A 16,640-nucleotide genomic window follows, 5' to 3' on the forward strand; every position below is an offset into this window, starting at 1 on the left:
CTCAAGTATCGGATCGTTGGATGGAATGGAGGAGTTCACAGGGGGAGTTGCAGCTTCACCGCCTGGGGGGCAGCATCCACTGCAACGGTCACAAGATCGACTTCGAGTTCGTCAAAATCGACCTTATTATGCGGCTGGACCCGTGCTCATTTCACGGCCGCAAAGGAGGAATGAGTCATGCAGCACGGCCGAGCGACCCTGGGATCGATGGCCAGGATATCGACAGAAATCCTAATTCCGACCTGACAATCCACAAGAATCTCGAACGGGCTGAGGCTTTCTCACAACCCTGTAGGGGGGTCGATAATAGGCAGGGGAATTGGCGTCAGCAAGGGTGACTTTCCCGTTCTTGAAAATGGGCATCCAATTGTCGATTCCCGGACGTAAACAAAGACAACCGATCAAGTTTCGCTTGCGCAATGTCGCCGAATTGAACGTCCGGATTTGATATTCTCGTCCTCCCCCGAGGTTCATGGCGAGCCCGGCGGCGGCAGCGGAGAACCCCCTTCCACAAAGTTTGTCACAACTTCGGAAAAATTGACTGAATGACTGGGTCGACAATTCCGGGACGGTCGATAACATAGGCCTCTCATGACGCGGGGTGGAGCAGCCCGGTAGCTCGCGAGGCTCATAACCTCGAGGTCGTCGGTTCGAATCCGGCCCCCGCCACTAAAACCCCACGGAAGCGAAATTCGCGACCGTGGGGTTTTCTTTTGCGCCCCGCCGGAGACACGTGGCAGTATCCCAAGTGTTCGCCACGTGTTGCGACACTCGACGCCATCTTTCCGGCCTCCCCCTCGCCACCACAGAGACAATTTCGGTCGGCCAATCTACGCCGGATTGCCCCGCTCCAGCCCCGAAGTCTCTCCTTCCGGGCAGAGACAACCCGTTCGGGTTAAGTGGTGGTTCGCTTCGCTCGGGCAGTTTCCGGTTTTCGAAGAAGGGTTAGAAAAGCCCATCCTGCCGGGTTATCAGAACTGCGGACACCAAAGGTTTCGTTGGCATAGGTAACGAGAGACGCGACGACATGTGGCCGTCGCCGATTGAGTCTCTCCGAGCGCCAGTTCCGCCATGCCAGAAACTTCGACGTGGGCCGACGATCTCTCGCCCGAACAACGCATCCGCAACCTCGCCGCCATTCTTGCGGAAGGTGTCCGCCGTCATCGGAAACTGGCCCGCCGCACCGATTCCAGCGAGCCCAACAAATCTGCGGAATCAGGCGGCACATGCCTTGAGGCTCTCCGCGAAACGAGGCTCAGTGTGTCTCGTTTCCAGGGTTAACGGCTTTGAGCCAGAGAGGTATGTCCATGAACGTTGAAGAGGATCTCGCTGCGCTGCAGGAGATGACGACCGACGAACTCCGTGAACGGTACGCGGAGATCTTCGGGGAGGAACCCCGTTCGCGCCACAAGGCGTATCTGATCCGCAAGATCGCCTGGCGGATTCAGGCCGAGGCGGAAGGCGATCTGAGCGAACGGGCTCGCCGCCGGGCCGCAGAACTCGCCGTGGATGCTGAGGTGCGGACGACGCCACCGCGAACGCGCAGCGAGCGGAGTGCAAATAAGCCACGGACTTTGAAGAAAGTCGAGGTCTCCCGCGATCCACGCCTGCCGGCTCCGGGGACCGCGATCACCCGAAAGTACAAGGGGCGAACGCTGGAGGTCCGCGTGCAACGGGACGGATTCGAATACGAGGGCGAACGGTACAAGACGCTGTCTGCCGTTGCCAAGGCCATCACCGGATCGCACTGCAACGGGTTCCGGTTCTTCAAACTGGCGGAGGACAAATGATTCAAGCCAATGATTCTTCGCCCAAGATCCGGTGCGCCATCTACTGCCGCAAGTCCACGGAAGACGGACTCGAGCAGGAATTCAATTCGCTCGATGCCCAGCGGGAGGCCGGCGAAGCGTTCGTCACCAGCCAGAAGAACGAGGGCTGGGTGTGCCTGCCGGACCAGTACGACGACGGCGGATTCTCTGGCGGCAATATGGACCGTCCGGGAGTCCGGCAACTGCTGAAGGACATCGAAGCGGGCCACATCGACTGTGTTGTGGTCTACAAGGTTGATCGTCTGAGCCGTTCGCTGATGGACTTCGCCCGCATCATGGAGACTTTCGAGAAGCACAACGTCTCGTTCGTCTCGGTCACCCAGCAATTCAACACGACCCACTCGATGGGCCGGCTGACGCTCAACATTCTCTTGTCCTTCGCCCAGTTCGAACGCGAGATCATCGGCGAGCGTATTCGCGACAAGATCGCCGCCCAACGCCGACGAGGCCGCTGGGCGGGCGGGATTCCCGTGCTGGGCTACGACGTGGACCGAACCGGTCCGAGCCCGAAACTCGTTATCAATCCAGCGGAGGCGGTCCGCGTCCGGGAGATCTTCGATCTGTATCTCAATCTCGGATCGCTGCTCCCGGTCGTGGAAGAACTCCAGCGCCGCGACTGGCGGAATAAAGCGTGGACCACGAAGAAGGGCCGGCCCAAAGGTGATGGGTCGTTCGACAAATGTAGCGTGCATGCCCTGCTGACCAACCCGATCTACATCGGGAAGATTCGGCACAAGTCGGAATTGTTCGACGGCGTCCACGAGCCGATCGTTTCCGAGGACGTCTTTCGCCGCGTGCAAAAGCAACTGCAGCACAACAGCCGGACGGGTGGTGTCGAGGTCCGAAACCGTCACGGAGCGCTGCTGAAAGGCCTGCTGGTCTGCAAATCCTGCGACCGATCGATGACGCACACGTTCACTGGTAAAGGATCAAGACGATACCGGTACTACACCTGCACGCAGGCCATCAAGAACGGACGTCGAAGTTGCCCGAGCGGTTCCCTTTCTGCGCCGGAGATCGAACAGGCGGTCGTCGACCAATTTCGTGAGCTTGCCGCCAGCCCCGTTCTGCGGGCGGAAGTCTTGAAGCAGGCGGTCGACGCGGCAACGGCGGCGTCGGCTGCATTGAAGAAAGAACGGGAGCAACTGACGCGGCAGGTGGCTGCACACCACGCGGCAATTCGCCGGCTGGCGGTTTCCGGGGCCAACACGCCGGCGACAACCGCGGCAATCGCCGACCTGCACGACCGGATCGCTGCCGGAGAAAAGCGAATCGCGGAACTGGCCGATCAGATCCAACAGAACGAAGCGGAACGGCTCACGCAGGACGACGTGGACGCCGCGTTTGCAGACTTCGATGGCATCTGGAATACGCTCAGCCCGCGGGAGCAGGCACGATCGCTCGCCCTTGTCATCAAACGTGTTGAGTTTGACGCGGCAGACAGCAGCATTTCGATTGAATTCCACCCGGCAGCCATCAAGGCGCTGGCAGACAAACGACTGGAAGAAGCAGCATGATCAAGGTGAAACGAAAGGTAGAGATACGGAGGGGGCAAGGCCGCCGCACGCAGAAACGCGACGAGGAACGCCCGCAGGGGCGCATCCCACGCGTTTCCAGATTGATGGCACTAGCAATCAAGTTCGGCGGTCTGATCAACGACGGCACCATCGCCGATCAGTCAGAACTCGCCCGCCTAGCCCACGTCACTCAGCCCCGCATGACGCAGATCATGAACCTGATGAACCTCGCTCCCGACATTCAGGAACAGCTGCTCTTCCTGCCACGAGTGACCAACGGGCGCGATCCGATCCACGAAAAGATGCTGAGGCCGATCGCAGCTCAAATCTTATGGCACAAGCAGCGACGTGCGTATCGCAAACTGGTGGGTCACTAAATCGTGCGATGACCCCTCGGGGCATTTGTTTGGCTCATTCCCACGGGTTATGATGTCTCGTTCACTGTTCCGTAAACATGGACGAGCCCCATGCCACAGAAATACCCGCTTCGGCATCTATCCGTTCGCGTCCCCTGGCACGATACAGCATGGGATGGCCGCGTCTGTGCACAGCCTCACCTGAATGATTCATGCTTGCGTCTCAAGCGAATTGCCCAAAGCCGAGACGACGCCGCGGAATGTGCGGTTGCAGGCCAGTCGATTCAGGAACTGTCGGAAAACAAATGGCCGTGTTGTGTGGATGAGCGAGTCAGCTTCATGGCTCCCTTTGAATTCACAAAGCTGAAGAACCATCCCTACAACTACGGCGGCGACTGCGCGCATGCGCATTTTGACCCGACACCGCTGAGGCATCCCGCATACTCAGCGGCGGCGATCCCATTCGCATGGATGCTTGCCGACGCGATGCCGGCGCTCGGTGAAGAACACGGAATTGATGTTCAGGCAGAGCGCGAGCCGGATCTGGGTTTCCGGACGCAGTGGATTCAAGATTACCGGAACCATAAAGCGCTGCTGGACTGTTTTCGCGACCACATCGTGCCAGAGACGTCTCTCTGCTTCTTCTATGCCAAACAGGTTCCGTTCGTCGAAGACGCTGGCCTGAGCAGAATTCTGATAGGCGTTGGTCGTGTCATGCACATCGCACCGTGCCAGGAATACCGGTACTCGACGAAGGATCTGGACGACAAACTTCGTTCGATGCTCTGGGAACTGATGGTGCAGCATTCCATCCGACCAGGCTTCAAGGACGGATTTCTGCTTCCCTATCACGAGGCGATTGCACTCGCCGAACAGGATCCCGAATTCAACCCGGCTGACATAGCGGCCTTCTCCCCGGATGACCGAAGTCTTGAGTTTTCTCATGTGTCACAGCTGGTGACGCATGACGGGGCAATTGCGTGTCTGCTCGCATGTGCCGACTCACTGCGGAAGGCCAAGGAGAGGATTCCCGGCCCATGGGATGAGTGCCTGGCGTGGCTGGACCATCGCCTCGACGAACTCTGGAAGGTTCGGGGACCGTGCCCAGGTCTCGGGGCGGCTCTTTGCGCGTTCGGGCTCGAGCTGGGGACGTTTGTCGCACGGGCAATCGCCGACAAAGCTGGCGAAAACGTCAACCCATGGCCACTCGTTGACAAGGCCTTCGACGCTCCCGATAAGGTGCTTCCAAGTGATCTTGCCGGCGGCATCGGGAAAACGCTCCGAGAAAAATGGAAACGTCTGATTCCGGAAAAGCGAGCACTGTTGGAACTTCTCAGTCGCTTCGAGATCACCAAGGTGCAGGCAAAGACTCTGTACGATCCATTGGATCGCAAGAAAGCGGACATTGACCTCAATGAACAAACCCTTCTTGCCAACCCATATCTGATTTTCGAATCGACGCGACTGACGTCAGATCCAATCAGCATCTGGACGGTGGACCGAGGCGTATTTCCGGAGGAGACAATCCGAAAGAAACATCCGATCCCGGAGCCCAGTGCGCTTGATGCCGGTACGGATGCCAGACGGGTCCGTGCGCTGTCGGTCAAGGCTCTCGAAGACGCTTCTGGTTCTGGGCATACGCTCCTCCCGCAGGACAACGTCGTCGAGCGAATTCGCAGTCTAACTTTGAAACCTGGCTGTGACGTTGATTCAGACCTGATCGATGTTGCTAAGGACGACTTCGGTGACGCGATCGTCGAAGTGCCCATGGCAAACGATGAACCAGCGCTTCAGCTCGGTCGACTGGCGGACATGGGGGCAGTAATCCGCACGTCCATCACGAAACGAGTCTCCGGTGCGCGGCTGAAAGTTGACGCCGACTGGCGTGCCTTGCTCGATGAGCACCTGAAACGGAAAGGTGCCAAAGGGACTGACGAGCTGGAAGAAAAAGCCCGAGAGGAGAAGACGGCGGCATTGAAGGAACTCGCGGAGTCCCGCGTCTCGGTATTGATCGGACCAGCCGGAACAGGAAAAACAACTCTGCTTTCCGTGCTCTGTTCACAGCCGGAGATTGCCAAGGGCGGAGTTCTGCTTCTGGCTCCGACGGGCAAAGCTCGCGTGCGGATGGAACAGTCGACGCAGGATCTCAAGTTGAAGGGGTACACGATTGCACAGTTCCTCAGCCCCCACCGCTACGACGCTGCCACTGGACGATACAAGTTGTCCGACAAAGCAGCCGAAGCGGGAGCACGAACCGTTATTATTGACGAATCGTCGATGCTCACCGAAGAGATGTTCGCTGCACTGATTCAAGCATTGAAGGGAGTTCACCGGCTGATTCTCATCGGCGATCCTCGGCAGCTGCCTCCGATCGGCGCAGGCAGACCGTTCGTTGATATTACCAATCACCTGGCTCCCGAAGGCGGAACCGAACTTTTCCCACGTGTAGGCCCGGGTTACGCAGAACTCACCATTCGACGACGGCAGGCCGGTGAACAGCGAGAAGACCTGCAGCTGGCTGAATGGTTTAGTGGCTCCGCAATTGCTCCGGGTGAGGACGAGGTTTTTGATACGGTTGTGCGAGCCGGAAGCAGCGAGCACGTCCGGTTCGAGCAGTGGGATTCACCAGACGAACTTCGTGAGAAACTGATCGAGCTTGTCGTCGACGAATTGGCTCTTGATGGCCCCGACGACGTGGTCGGATTCGACAGGAAACTCGGCGGGACAGAATGGAACGACAAACGCTTCTTCAACTTCGGGGCTGCAGAGGCGTCGGAGTGCTGGCAAATTCTGTCACCGGTGAAGACGGGCCCACACGGAGCACCTGACATCAACCGCCAGATTCACAAGCAGTTCCGACAGCAGATGATTGATGAATCGCGGAAGCAGCGAAACCGCAAATACCCGAAGCCGATGGGGCCCGAAGAAATCGTCTACGGCGACAAAGTCATCAACCTGGCCAATACCGATCCCACACAGTGGTGGAACCGTCATCGCAAGGTGTTCCCGGAGAAGGAGAATCCGTACATCGCCAACGGCGAAATTGGGATGGTCGAAGGCTTCTTCTGGAAGAAAGGACTCCCCGACTTCCGGTGGAAACTGGAGGTCGAGTTCTCATCCCAGCCTCGGTTCAAGTATGACTTCACGAGTCGCGATTTCTCTGAGGAAGGCAACCCGATTCTCGAACTGGCCTACGCACTCACCGTCCACAAGTGCCAGGGGAGCGAGTTTGGGATTGTCATCCTGGTGATGCCCAATCCCTGCCGCGTCTTGTCACGCGAGATGCTCTACACCGCGCTCACACGACAGAAGGACCGGGTCGTGATCCTGCATCAGGGACCGCGGAGTGAGCTGCGAAAGTATTCTTCGGACGACTGGTCAGACACTGCCCGGCGATTGACGAATTTGTTTGTCGCGCCATCGCCCATCATCATCGAAGGGCGAATGTTCGAAGAGAACCTGATCCACCGCACTTCGAGCGGCTACATGGTCCGGTCGAAATCAGAGGTCATCATTGCAGACCATCTTGCTCGTCGTGGAATCGACGCTCTTTACGAGCATCCGCTGACGATCGACGGTGCGACCCGGTATCCCGACTTTACGATCGAGGACATTGAGTCCGGGTTGAACTACTACTGGGAGCATTGTGGGATGCTGCATGTCCCCAACTATCGGAAACGCTGGGAGAAGAAGCTGGCCTGGTACAAGGAGAACGGCATTCTGCCGCTGGAGGAAGGCGGCGGACCAAACGGGACGCTCATCATCACGCGTGATGAAGCCAATGGCAGCATCGACTCGGCACGAATCGAAAAACTGCTTGATGAATTAGGGCTTTGATTTCTTTCCTCGGGGAGCTTTCCCGGCAGGTCTGCGCAGCTGAACGGCAACAGTTTCCAGCAAATAAGTCAGAGCGCCGGCGGAGGTCAGGCTTTCGTTTTCAGCGTCATCCAGCGTGAAGACCGGCTGGCGGCGGTTGAGGCAACTCAGGGTCGTTGCCTCAACTTTTCCGCCTTGTGACGCATGGGGAACCAAAACGACCGTAGCCAGCGCGGCGACAAACTCGTTGCGCAATTGGGCGGTCTCTTTGCTTGCGCGACGGACATTTTCGGCAAAGGGGGACAGCAGGAGCAGCCGACCGGCATTCAATGCCCGCTTCCAGTCACTGCTGAAACGAGACGAAGGCGGATGCCGTGCCGGGCACACGATCACCGGCTGCTCTCCGCGCAGCAGGAAGTCGAGGCATTCCTGTTCCATCGGGGAATGATACCCGCCGGCGACAACAACTCCGGCGTCGCGCAGTTCGCGGACGGCATCAAAGGTTCGGATGACGATGCTCCCCGGGCATTTCACGGAGCACATCAGTCCCACGCAAGGCGACTGTAGAATCTCGGGGTTGCCGTATCCGTAGATCGTCCGCCAGCTTGCCGATGACGGATGGGACAGGATTTGGCCTGGAAACCCCGCGTCGGACACAGTGCGTGTCCAGATGTTGCCAGAATCGACTTTGGCAGGCGCGGTGGATGCGGTCTTTGGCGAACTCGCTCGCGTCTTACGCTTCATCGCCTGACCTTCCCGCATCTCGGTCCTGTCTCAGGAACACCAGCAAATCAGTGCGGGAAAACCCATAAGCGGTCAGCACACGACTGAGCACGTCACGGATACTGTTCGCGGAAAGGTTGCATTCGGCGTACAGGCCGGGGACGACTTCGAGAGACTTCCGCAATCGTTGCGAGTCGCGCGTGAATGTCGGATTGCCACGGTTGGTCGTGAAGCCGGGGTGCTCACAGAGACCCTCGAACTTGCCCGCATCACGCTCGTGCAGGCCGCGCAGCACCAGTTCGTACAGTCTCTGCCAGGTCGTGATGCCGTGGGTTCCCTGGCCATCCAGAATGAATCCATGCGGCCGCTTGTAGGTGAAGTCCTCATCCAGATGATGCGGCTCCTCACGATTCAACTCGGCGATGATCCGCTCGTTCGTCACCTGGTCGGTTCCACCCGATTGCTCGGACTCTTCCAGGTTAACGCTGGTGTATTGCTGAACGAGGGACGACAATTCGCTGGCCACGACGTCGAATGCCGCTGCTTTCGCATTGTAGTCCCGCTTGAACTCGACCGGGATGCTGCAGACCACGCCCTCGATGAGATGCCCGCGCCGCTCCGTGACGTCTGCCGACGAGTGATGGGGGGATCGATCTCATCGGCCGCCCGCGAACTGGGGCGCTCCCGTCGCCAGATTCGCAACGCCCTCTTTGAAGCACGGGCTTACTTCGAGCGGGCCGGTTTCGGGGATTCGTGATCTCGTCGGACACCATGCCTGCAAACGGCATAGGTAACACCCGGAGCTGATGCGAAAGCGCCGGTGAGACGCCGAGACGAATGTTCGATTCGCCTGTGACATCAGTGAGTCACTCATTGTGAGGTTGCCATGACTCTGAATTGCTCTTCCGCCGACCGCACGTCCGCTGTGGTGCGGTTCCGGTTTGACGAAACAGTCAGCCTGGCCGACGCGGAAATGTCACTGCATCTGGCGATGTTCGCCGTCGAAGGCCTGTTCGGTCGAGCCCGCGTCCGTCTGGATGCGGAGTACGAACTGATCGAACGGGACCACTGCATCGACGTCGATGGAGGCACCGAAGTCGGTGCCATGATCGTCCGCGTCTTCACCGGCCTTTTGCTCCGCGAGTTCGGCGAGGACTCGTTTCGCATCGAACGCATGACACCAGCCAACCAACACACCGAACCTGAAAGGACCGCTTGCGCATGAGTCTGTTGAAGAAAATCCAGCGAGGCAAACAGCCGCTGCCGCCCCGACTGATCCTGTATGGAACCGAGGGCATCGGCAAATCGACCTTTGCCTCGGAAGCCCCGTCGCCAGTTTTCATTCAGACCGAGGACGGACTGGCAGAAATCGACTGCGACAAATTCCCACTGGCCACGCGACTGGAAGATGTGCAGGCCGCACTGCAGGAACTGATCTCTGAACAGCATGATTATCCGATGCGCCGCAAGGCCGGCAAGGAACCACCGGGAGTGATCGACCAGCCTTGTCTGGTGGTCTATGGCACGGCGATTCCGACACATTACTACGGTGCGTTGTCGGAGCGGATGCTGACGAACGGCTTCTTCGCCCGGATGCTGATCGTCGAAAGCGGCCGCCGCAGTGTCGGGCAGGATCCGGGGATCATCGATCCGCCGGCACACCTTATTAATACGGCGCAGTGGTGGGCCGATTTCTGTCCTGGAACGGGAAATCTGGAGAACTGGCATCCTCAGCCGAAGGTCGTGCCGGCGACCGACGCCGCGCGGTCACTGCTGCGTGATTCGCGTGTGCAGGCTGAGTCTGAGTATTCGGCATCGGAAGCCCGCGGTGATCCTGTCGGCACAACGGTCTGGGGACGCGTCCATGAACAAACCCGCAAACTCGCGCTGCTGTATGCGGTCAGTGAGAACCACACCGATCCGGTCATCGACACGCCGGCTGTGTCCTGGGCGAGCGAATTCGTCATGCACCAGACGCGGCGGATGTTGTTCATGGCGCACGGTCATGTGGCGGAGAACCCGTTCCACGCCGAGTGCCTGAAGCTGATCAAGAAGCTGCGGGAAGCGCCGGACCAGACCCTGCCCCACAGCACGTTGCTCAAACGGATGAAGCTCGACTCGAAGAGCTTCGCTGCGTTGATCGACACGCTCTGTCAGCAGGGGGAGGTTCAGGTGGTCACGACTCCACGCGCCGGCTGGCCCGTGCGAGCGTACCGATTACTCGACGGTGAAACATGTCCCAGAGGTGAACCATGAACTTGAATCACGCCGTTTTGGAGGGTCATGTTTCCCTTGATTCCCCCAAGGTTCACCCACCTACGGTGAAACATGAGAACGCAGCAAACAGCCGTATTTATAGGAAAAAGAAGAACTCTCTCTTCATGTTTCTCTCGTCCACCCCCACCCATCCGCGCAAGGCCCGCACCCGCGTGTATGCGCGAGGTGGGGGTGAAAGGGTGAAACTTGAATGGTTCCTTCCCGGCCGAATCTGACGGAAGAGGCCCGCGGGAACAGTCGCCATTCCCACCAGAGTTTGTTTTGACAGTCCGAGTCCCAATGGAGAACCCACCCATGTCCATGCTGCCTGATCGTGATGATCACTCAACTGACGAACCCTACCTGTTCTGGAAGGAGGTCGTCTGTCCGACCGCCCGCCGGCTGGAGACGTTCTTCTGGAACCTGCTGTGGTTTCTCGTCATCGCCTGTTTGCTGTTTGGCTACAACCCGTTTTGCTGAGGAGGACGGCCATGACTGTGACGCAGAAAGAACAAACACAAGTCCGACACTGCCGGCGATGTCGGGCCGTCATGCGGGAGGATGAATGGGATCGTTTTTGCGACCGTTGTTTTCTCGCGACCTGCCGCCGTTGTGACGAATGCGGAGAACCGCTGATTCCCAACGTAGAACGATCTGGCATCTGTTTTCGATGCGAGCCGGACTCGGATTTCTGGATCAAACACCACATGGAGGATGACCATGAAGATTGAACAGCGAATGCTGAAGGATGTGCAGCCGTATGAAAACAACCCCCGCATCAATGACGACGCGGTCGCAGCAGTTGTGGCATCGATCCGGGAATTCGGATTCCGACAACCGATCGTCGTCGACGAAGACGGCGTGATCATCGTCGGCCACACCCGCTACAAGGCGGCGCAGCAACTCGGCCTTGAGAAAGTGCCGGTGCATGTCGCCAAAGGCCTGTCACCGGCGCAGGTCAAGGCGTACCGCATCGCCGACAACCAGACCGCGACGCTGGCAGAATGGAACTACGACCTGCTGCCGATTGAACTGGCCGACCTGCAGGGACTCGATTTCGATCTCGACCTGCTGGGGTTCGACACCGATGAACTGGCGAAGATCCTCAGCCCGGAGTTGAAGGACGGCCAGTGCGATCCGGACGACGTCCCAGCTCCACCGGATGAGGCCACCACGCAGAAAGGCGATCTGTGGCTGCTCGGCGAGCATCGCCTGCTCTGCGGCGACAGTTCCTCGGAGGCTGATGTGGACCGACTGCTCGACGGTCAGCCGATCCATCTCTGTAACACCGATCCCCCGTACAACGTCAAGGTGGAACCGCGCAGCAACAACGCCATCGCCGCCGGCCTGTCGTCGTTTCAGGGAACGACCCATCACCAGAAACTCGATGTGGAACGCCATCCCGAGAAAGCAAAACCGACCGCCAAGAAGCTGCGCGCCAAGGATCGACCGCTCGCGAACGACTTCGTCACCGACGAGCAGTTCGACGGACTGCTGGATGCCTGGTTCGGCAACATCGCCCGCGTGCTGGTGCCGGGACGCGGGTTCTACATCTGGGGTGGGTACGCCAACTGCGCGAACTACCCGCCGTTCCTGAAGAAGCATGAGCTGTACTTCTCCCAGGCGCTGATTTGGGTGAAGGAACATCCCGTGTTGACCCGCAAAGATTTTATGGGCAACCACGAGTGGTGCTTCTACGGCTGGAAAGAAGGCGCAGCGCATGTCTACCTCGGACCGAACAACGCGACCGATGTCTGGTCGGTGAAAAAGGTCAACCCGCAGTCGATGGTGCATCTCACCGAGAAGCCAGTCGAATTGGCGGTCCGTGCGATGCAGTACTCATCGCGGGCCGGCGAGAACGTGCTCGACCTGTTTGGCGGCTCGGGCAGCACGCTGATCGCAGCTGAGCAGACCGGTCGTAAAGCATTCCTGATGGAACTCGATCCGTTGTACTGCGACGTGATCGTGCAGAGGTACGAGAAGTTTACAGGACGAAAGGCGGAGCGGGTCGCAGCAGAAGAAGTGGCGGCATGATTTACCTGGCCAGCCCGTACTCACACCCGTGCCCGACCGTTCGCGAACAGCGGTTTCATGCTGTTTGCCGGATGGCGGCCGCGATGATGCGGCAGGGAAATGTCGTGTTCGCGCCGATCGTGCATGGTCATCCACTGGTCGATCATGGCCTGCCCACCGAATGGCCGTTCTGGGAGCGATTCGACCGGGAGCATCTACGGCGGTGCGACGAACTGGTCGTGCTCACGCTGGACGGCTGGCGGGAATCGGTCGGTGTGACAGCGGAGATCCGGATTGCCGGTGAACTGGGGAAGCCAGTCCGGTATCTGGGCCCGGAGGACGGCCACAGTTGGCCCACGTTGGCCCGTGTCGCGAAGGAGGCGGAAATTTGAGCAAGCGTCCGAGCCACGAGAAAACGCCCGCACGGTGGCCACGTGGGGCGTCGACACGAATCGCGCCGAGGTCAGCCGTCCTGTCGGCGAGCCTGCCATTCGGCCTCCCGCGCCAGCATTTCGTGATGCCAGTGCCAGAGGTCGATCTCGGCATCGGTGGCGTGCCGGACCGTCAGGATGTTGATCGGCACGTCCCGCCCGTAGCGTTCGCGGAGGTCGGCGTACAGGTCATACAGCGCGGCCTGCCCGAGTTCGCGGGCGGTCGATTCGTCTTCGGCTTCCACCAGCACGTACCGTGCGAGCGTGGCCACCAACCAGGTTGTCATTGTTCGTCTCCTCGTGATGTCATCTCATCCCACCGACGGGTAGATCGTCCCGCAGGCGTCGCACTGCACGAATTCGTCGTCGAGCCAGATCAGGCGATCGGCGTCGGCCTCACCGCATTCCGGACAGGCCAGGCCCGGAGCCACCTGATTCTGTTCGGGCGGCTCGATGGGCGGATCCAACCGGTCGGCGATCGCGAGGAGCACCTCGACCAAGTCATCGGCATCGATGGCCCGGGATCGGTATCCCTCGTCAATCGCCTTCTGCACCGAGGCTGTTACGTCGCGGATCGCATCGGCCAGTTCGTGTTTGGGATTCTTCATCGCGACACCTCAGGCGGTGAATTGACCGCGGTCAGTCTTCTTGAATCGCGATTCGTTCCCCCTCTTCGCGATCTCGCGAATGATCGCGGCGTACAGCGTCGAGTGGGGCGTCTTGCCGCCGGGGCTGGTCCAATACCCTTTCGTCGCCATCGCTTCGATCATCGCCTTGGCGGTCAGCGGTTCGCCCGCTTCGGCCAACACCTTCGCCGCCGCGTCGAGGGCGCTCATCTTTCCGTCCCGTTTGCCGCCGGCCTTGGGCTTCTTTTCCGCCGCTGCCTTCTTCGTGGTCGCGGGGGCTTTCTTCGCCGCCTTCGGCTGGGCGGGCTTGCAGGTCTTCGTCGTCGTGGTGGTCCTCTTCGTCGCCATCGTGTTGCTCCTGTGAAAAAGGAAGTCTGGAAAAAAGAACAGCCGGCGGGCGCCGTCCGCAGGGTGGCCTGGCCGGCGGGTCATGCCTGGTTGATGCGGCGTCTCGTGACGCCGACGGTGAGGAGTGCCTTCACGGCCGACTCGATCGCGAAGTGGTCGTTGGCGTTCCTCATGGTCGTCTGCCTCTTGGTTGCGCTGTGGGTGTTCTTAGCAGGGGAACCCGAGTTCGCGGGCTTCGTCTTCCTTGACCACCCCCAGTGCGAAGGCGGCGTAAACCGTCCAGCGGAGGGCATCGTGCGTCTGTTCCGCGTGCCCCCAGTTCAGATCTCGTCGCTGCGGCATCTCTGCGGCGGCGGTCTGCATCCGGTCCAGCAGGTCCGTCAGCGTTTGGGCGTGTTTTTCGGCGCTTTGTCGGGCGTTCATGGTGGGTCCTTTCGGAAATCAAATGATCGTTGTGACATGACATGAGTTACCTCGGGTGTCGAACGACATCCACTCCGTTTCGCATCAATTTCGATCTGATCTCAGAGGTTTTCAGGATGGCCGATGACCGCGAAAAATCGCTCCTCAGCCCGACTGCGATGTCGCTCCGGGACGCCGCGCGGCTGTTGACGCGTACCGGTGGCGAAAGGGACCGGACTGGAGGGATCGATCTATGCCGGACTGGAAGCGTTGACCGAGGATCGGCTGTCACACAGCTGGCGACGCGATGACGGTGCGGAACTGAGGATTGACCGCTGTCTGATCGACGCCAACTGGGGATCATCGACCGATGTGGTCTACCAGTTCTGCCGGCAATCGAAACATGCCGGGATCGTCCTCCCCTCGCACGGTCGGTTCGTGGGCGCATCCAGCCGACCATTCTCTGAATACAAACGAAAACCCGGAGAGCGCGTCGGGCTCAACTGGCGGATGACGAACGCCAGCGGCAAGCGAGCGGTCCGGCATGTGATCTACGACACGAACTATTGGAAGTCATTCGTGCAGGCCCGGCTGGTCGTGGCACAGGGCGACCCCGGTTGTCTGTCATTGTTCGGTACCAGCGCGGAGTCGCACCGGATGTTCGCCGAGCATATGACCGCCGAATACCGCGTGAAGACTGAGGGACGCGGTCGCACGGTGGACGAATGGAAGATCCGTCCCGAGCAATCCGACAATCACTGGCTCGACGGCGTTGTGGGCTGCGCAGTTTCAGCGTCCATTCAGGGCTGCGTGCTGTTTGGAACCGATGTGCCACAAGGCCCCGCGCCACCACGCGTCCGGCTCTCCGCGTTGCAGAGGAGCAAACGGGGATGAGCTGCCAGAAGACCGATCCCGAACCGAAAGGTCTCGTCTGCCCGAACTGCGGCTGCCGGCATTTCTACGTCGTCTACACACGACCGCGGGCGGAGAAAATCGTGCGGCGGAAGGAATGCCGGTACTGCGGGCGTCGAATCACAACCACCGAAACAGCCATGGGTTGCCGCAAATAGGTGGCCTCTTGGTCGAACTTGCGGATATTTCACCTGTTGCGTTTGTTTCGTTTAGACGATATACTTTCCGTGCGACGAATAAAGTCTGTGAATCAACTTCTGCAGTGATCGACTGCGGACCCATTGAAGCTGCGCCGCTCCTTCGGAATCTCGTCTTGGGAGCGGGCCTTCCACTCTCAATCCAGGGTGGCCCGGAAATGACGACACTGGCAACGAATGAACCGGTTTCACCATCGGTGGAAGACGTCCGGCTGGCGAAAGCGTCCAGCCGACGACTGGCCCCGTTTCAGAACCACAATTTGAAAGTCCGGATCGCCGAGACCCAAGAACAGGTCGAACTACCGGCGGTGGCCGTCCGTCTGCTGGTCGATCTGCTGTCTGCGATGGCGGAAGGGCACGCGGTGACGCTGATTCCGATTCATGCCGAACTGACGACCCAGCAGGCGGCTGACCTGCTCAATGTCTCACGCCCGTTTCTGATCCGGCAGCTCGAAGAGGGCGTGATACCGTATCGCAAGGTCGGAACGCATCGCCGAGTGCTGTTCAGTGATCTGATGGAGTACAAGCACAAGACCGACAGTGAGCGGCATGAAGCTCTGGACGAACTCGCAGCCCAGGCTCAGGAACTTGAGATGGGCTACTGAACGAGGATCGGTCACGGACGAAGGCAACGTTTACCGCACTTTATGACGCCTGCGTACTCTATCCCGCTCCGCTGCGCGACCTGCTCATGCGACTGGCGATGACCGATCTCTTTCGGGCACGGTGGACGGACCAGATCCATGAGGAGTGGATGCGGAACGTGCTGGCGAACCGTCCGGATTTGACTGCCGCGCAGTTGGACCGAACCCGCACCCTGATGAACGCACATGTCCGCGACTGTCTCGTAACCGGCTACGAATCGCTGATCGACGGATTGGTCCTGCCGGATCCTGACGACCGACACGTCCTGGCGGCTGCGATTCGAACCCGCGCGTCCGTGATCGTGACGTTCAATCTGGATGACTTTCCGAGGGAAACTCTGGAGCCGCTCGGGATTGAAGTCCAGCATCCCGACGAGTTCATTACACATCTGATCGACCTGAATCCCGGTGCCGTGTGTGCCGCCGCAAAACGCCAGCGGGCGAGCCTGAAAAATCCGCCCCGCAGCGTGGACGAGTTTCTGGAAACACTCGCTCAGCAGCGGCTCCCTGAAACGGTTACGCATTTGCGCGAATTCGCGGAGCTGATCTGAACTGCTGGGCGTCTCCCCG

At 59.5% G+C, this 16,640-nt stretch carries 20 protein-coding genes and 1 tRNA gene; 15 read left to right on the plus strand and 6 right to left on the minus strand.

Annotated elements, in window-relative coordinates:
* Positions 1-595: 595 nt before the first annotated feature.
* From SH661x_RS23115 to SH661x_RS23135, 5 genes are all read left to right on the plus strand, one after another.
* Positions 596-669, plus strand: a tRNA-Met gene (locus tag SH661x_RS23115).
* 638 nt (positions 670-1,307) lie between these two features.
* Positions 1,308-1,790: a DUF2924 domain-containing protein gene (locus SH661x_RS23120; protein WP_437226510.1), complete on the plus strand. Its 483-nt coding sequence runs from the start codon at positions 1,308-1,310 to the stop codon at positions 1,788-1,790.
* Positions 1,787-3,346 (plus strand): recombinase family protein, encoded by a 1,560-nt coding sequence (locus SH661x_RS23125; protein ID WP_437226512.1) that lies wholly within the window; start codon positions 1,787-1,789, stop codon positions 3,344-3,346. Before SH661x_RS23120 ends, SH661x_RS23125 begins: the two co-directional genes overlap by 4 nt.
* Positions 3,343-3,723, plus strand: coding sequence for a hypothetical protein (locus SH661x_RS23130; protein WP_437226514.1), 381 nt, complete (start codon positions 3,343-3,345; stop codon positions 3,721-3,723). Before SH661x_RS23125 ends, SH661x_RS23130 begins: the two co-directional genes overlap by 4 nt.
* A gap of 90 nt (positions 3,724-3,813) precedes the next feature.
* Entirely contained in the window at positions 3,814-7,539 is a 3,726-nt protein-coding gene (locus SH661x_RS23135; RefSeq protein WP_437226516.1) for an AAA family ATPase, read from the plus strand.
* Here SH661x_RS23135 and SH661x_RS23140 read toward each other — a convergent pair.
* The gene (locus SH661x_RS23140) at positions 7,528-8,262 is read right to left on the minus strand and encodes a hypothetical protein (protein ID WP_437226518.1); all 735 of its coding nucleotides are present in this window, start codon (positions 8,260-8,262) and stop codon (positions 7,528-7,530) included. The genes SH661x_RS23135 and SH661x_RS23140 overlap by 12 nt on opposite strands.
* Positions 8,252-8,833: a hypothetical protein gene (locus tag SH661x_RS23145; RefSeq protein ID WP_437226520.1), complete on the minus strand. Its 582-nt coding sequence runs from the start codon at positions 8,831-8,833 to the stop codon at positions 8,252-8,254. Before SH661x_RS23145 ends, SH661x_RS23140 begins: the two co-directional genes overlap by 11 nt.
* A gap of 12 nt (positions 8,834-8,845) precedes the next feature.
* Here SH661x_RS23145 and SH661x_RS23150 point away from each other — a divergent pair, with 12 nt between their 5' ends.
* From SH661x_RS23150 to SH661x_RS23175, 6 genes are all read left to right on the plus strand, one after another.
* Positions 8,846-8,998: a hypothetical protein gene (locus SH661x_RS23150; protein WP_437226522.1), complete on the plus strand. Its 153-nt coding sequence runs from the start codon at positions 8,846-8,848 to the stop codon at positions 8,996-8,998.
* 129 nt (positions 8,999-9,127) lie between these two features.
* A complete protein-coding gene (locus SH661x_RS23155; RefSeq protein WP_437226524.1) occupies positions 9,128-9,466 on the plus strand; it encodes a hypothetical protein in 339 nt (112 codons plus the stop codon).
* Entirely contained in the window at positions 9,463-10,497 is a 1,035-nt protein-coding gene (locus SH661x_RS23160; RefSeq protein WP_437226526.1) for an AAA family ATPase, read from the plus strand. Before SH661x_RS23155 ends, SH661x_RS23160 begins: the two co-directional genes overlap by 4 nt.
* Positions 10,498-10,812: 315 nt before the next feature.
* Positions 10,813-10,977: a hypothetical protein gene (locus tag SH661x_RS23165; RefSeq protein ID WP_437226528.1), complete on the plus strand. Its 165-nt coding sequence runs from the start codon at positions 10,813-10,815 to the stop codon at positions 10,975-10,977.
* Positions 10,978-11,217: 240 nt separating this feature from the next.
* A complete protein-coding gene (locus tag SH661x_RS23170) occupies positions 11,218-12,531 on the plus strand; it encodes a DNA modification methylase (protein ID WP_437226530.1) in 1,314 nt (437 codons plus the stop codon).
* The gene (locus SH661x_RS23175) at positions 12,528-12,902 is read left to right on the plus strand and encodes a DUF1937 family protein (RefSeq protein WP_437226532.1); all 375 of its coding nucleotides are present in this window, start codon (positions 12,528-12,530) and stop codon (positions 12,900-12,902) included. The genes SH661x_RS23170 and SH661x_RS23175 overlap by 4 nt, the downstream gene beginning before the upstream one ends.
* Positions 12,903-12,973: 71 nt before the next feature.
* On the opposite strand, the gene SH661x_RS23180 is transcribed toward SH661x_RS23175, so the two are convergent.
* The 4 genes from SH661x_RS23180 to SH661x_RS23195 form a co-directional block, all read right to left on the minus strand.
* Positions 12,974-13,228 carry a hypothetical protein gene (locus tag SH661x_RS23180; protein ID WP_437226534.1) on the minus strand — a complete coding sequence of 85 codons (255 nt, stop codon included), beginning with the start codon at positions 13,226-13,228 and terminating at the stop codon, positions 12,974-12,976.
* Positions 13,229-13,252: 24 nt separating this feature from the next.
* Entirely contained in the window at positions 13,253-13,549 is a 297-nt protein-coding gene (locus SH661x_RS23185) for a hypothetical protein (RefSeq protein ID WP_437226536.1), read from the minus strand.
* 9 nt (positions 13,550-13,558) lie between these two features.
* Complete coding sequence (locus tag SH661x_RS23190; protein ID WP_437226538.1) at positions 13,559-13,915, minus strand: winged helix-turn-helix domain-containing protein; 357 nt, start codon at positions 13,913-13,915, stop codon at positions 13,559-13,561.
* 207 nt (positions 13,916-14,122) lie between these two features.
* A complete protein-coding gene (locus SH661x_RS23195) occupies positions 14,123-14,338 on the minus strand; it encodes a hypothetical protein (protein ID WP_437226540.1) in 216 nt (71 codons plus the stop codon).
* Positions 14,339-14,536: 198 nt separating this feature from the next.
* Between SH661x_RS23195 and SH661x_RS23200 the strand changes: the two genes are divergently transcribed.
* From SH661x_RS23200 to SH661x_RS23215, 4 genes are all read left to right on the plus strand, one after another.
* Positions 14,537-15,211 (plus strand): terminase gpA endonuclease subunit, encoded by a 675-nt coding sequence (locus tag SH661x_RS23200; RefSeq protein ID WP_437226542.1) that lies wholly within the window; start codon positions 14,537-14,539, stop codon positions 15,209-15,211.
* A complete protein-coding gene (locus SH661x_RS23205) occupies positions 15,208-15,387 on the plus strand; it encodes an NrdR family transcriptional regulator (protein ID WP_437226544.1) in 180 nt (59 codons plus the stop codon). The genes SH661x_RS23200 and SH661x_RS23205 overlap by 4 nt, the downstream gene beginning before the upstream one ends.
* Before the next feature lie 197 nt (positions 15,388-15,584).
* Positions 15,585-16,031 (plus strand): excisionase family DNA-binding protein, encoded by a 447-nt coding sequence (locus SH661x_RS23210; RefSeq protein ID WP_437226546.1) that lies wholly within the window; start codon positions 15,585-15,587, stop codon positions 16,029-16,031.
* The gene (locus tag SH661x_RS23215; protein WP_437231239.1) at positions 16,028-16,621 is read left to right on the plus strand and encodes a PIN domain-containing protein; all 594 of its coding nucleotides are present in this window, start codon (positions 16,028-16,030) and stop codon (positions 16,619-16,621) included. Before SH661x_RS23210 ends, SH661x_RS23215 begins: the two co-directional genes overlap by 4 nt.
* Positions 16,622-16,640: the final 19 nt, after the last annotated feature.

Origin of the sequence: Planctomicrobium stercoris (assembly GCF_051465655.1) — a bacterium.
In the GTDB taxonomy this organism is placed as follows: domain Bacteria; phylum Planctomycetota; class Planctomycetia; order Planctomycetales; family Planctomycetaceae; genus Planctomicrobium.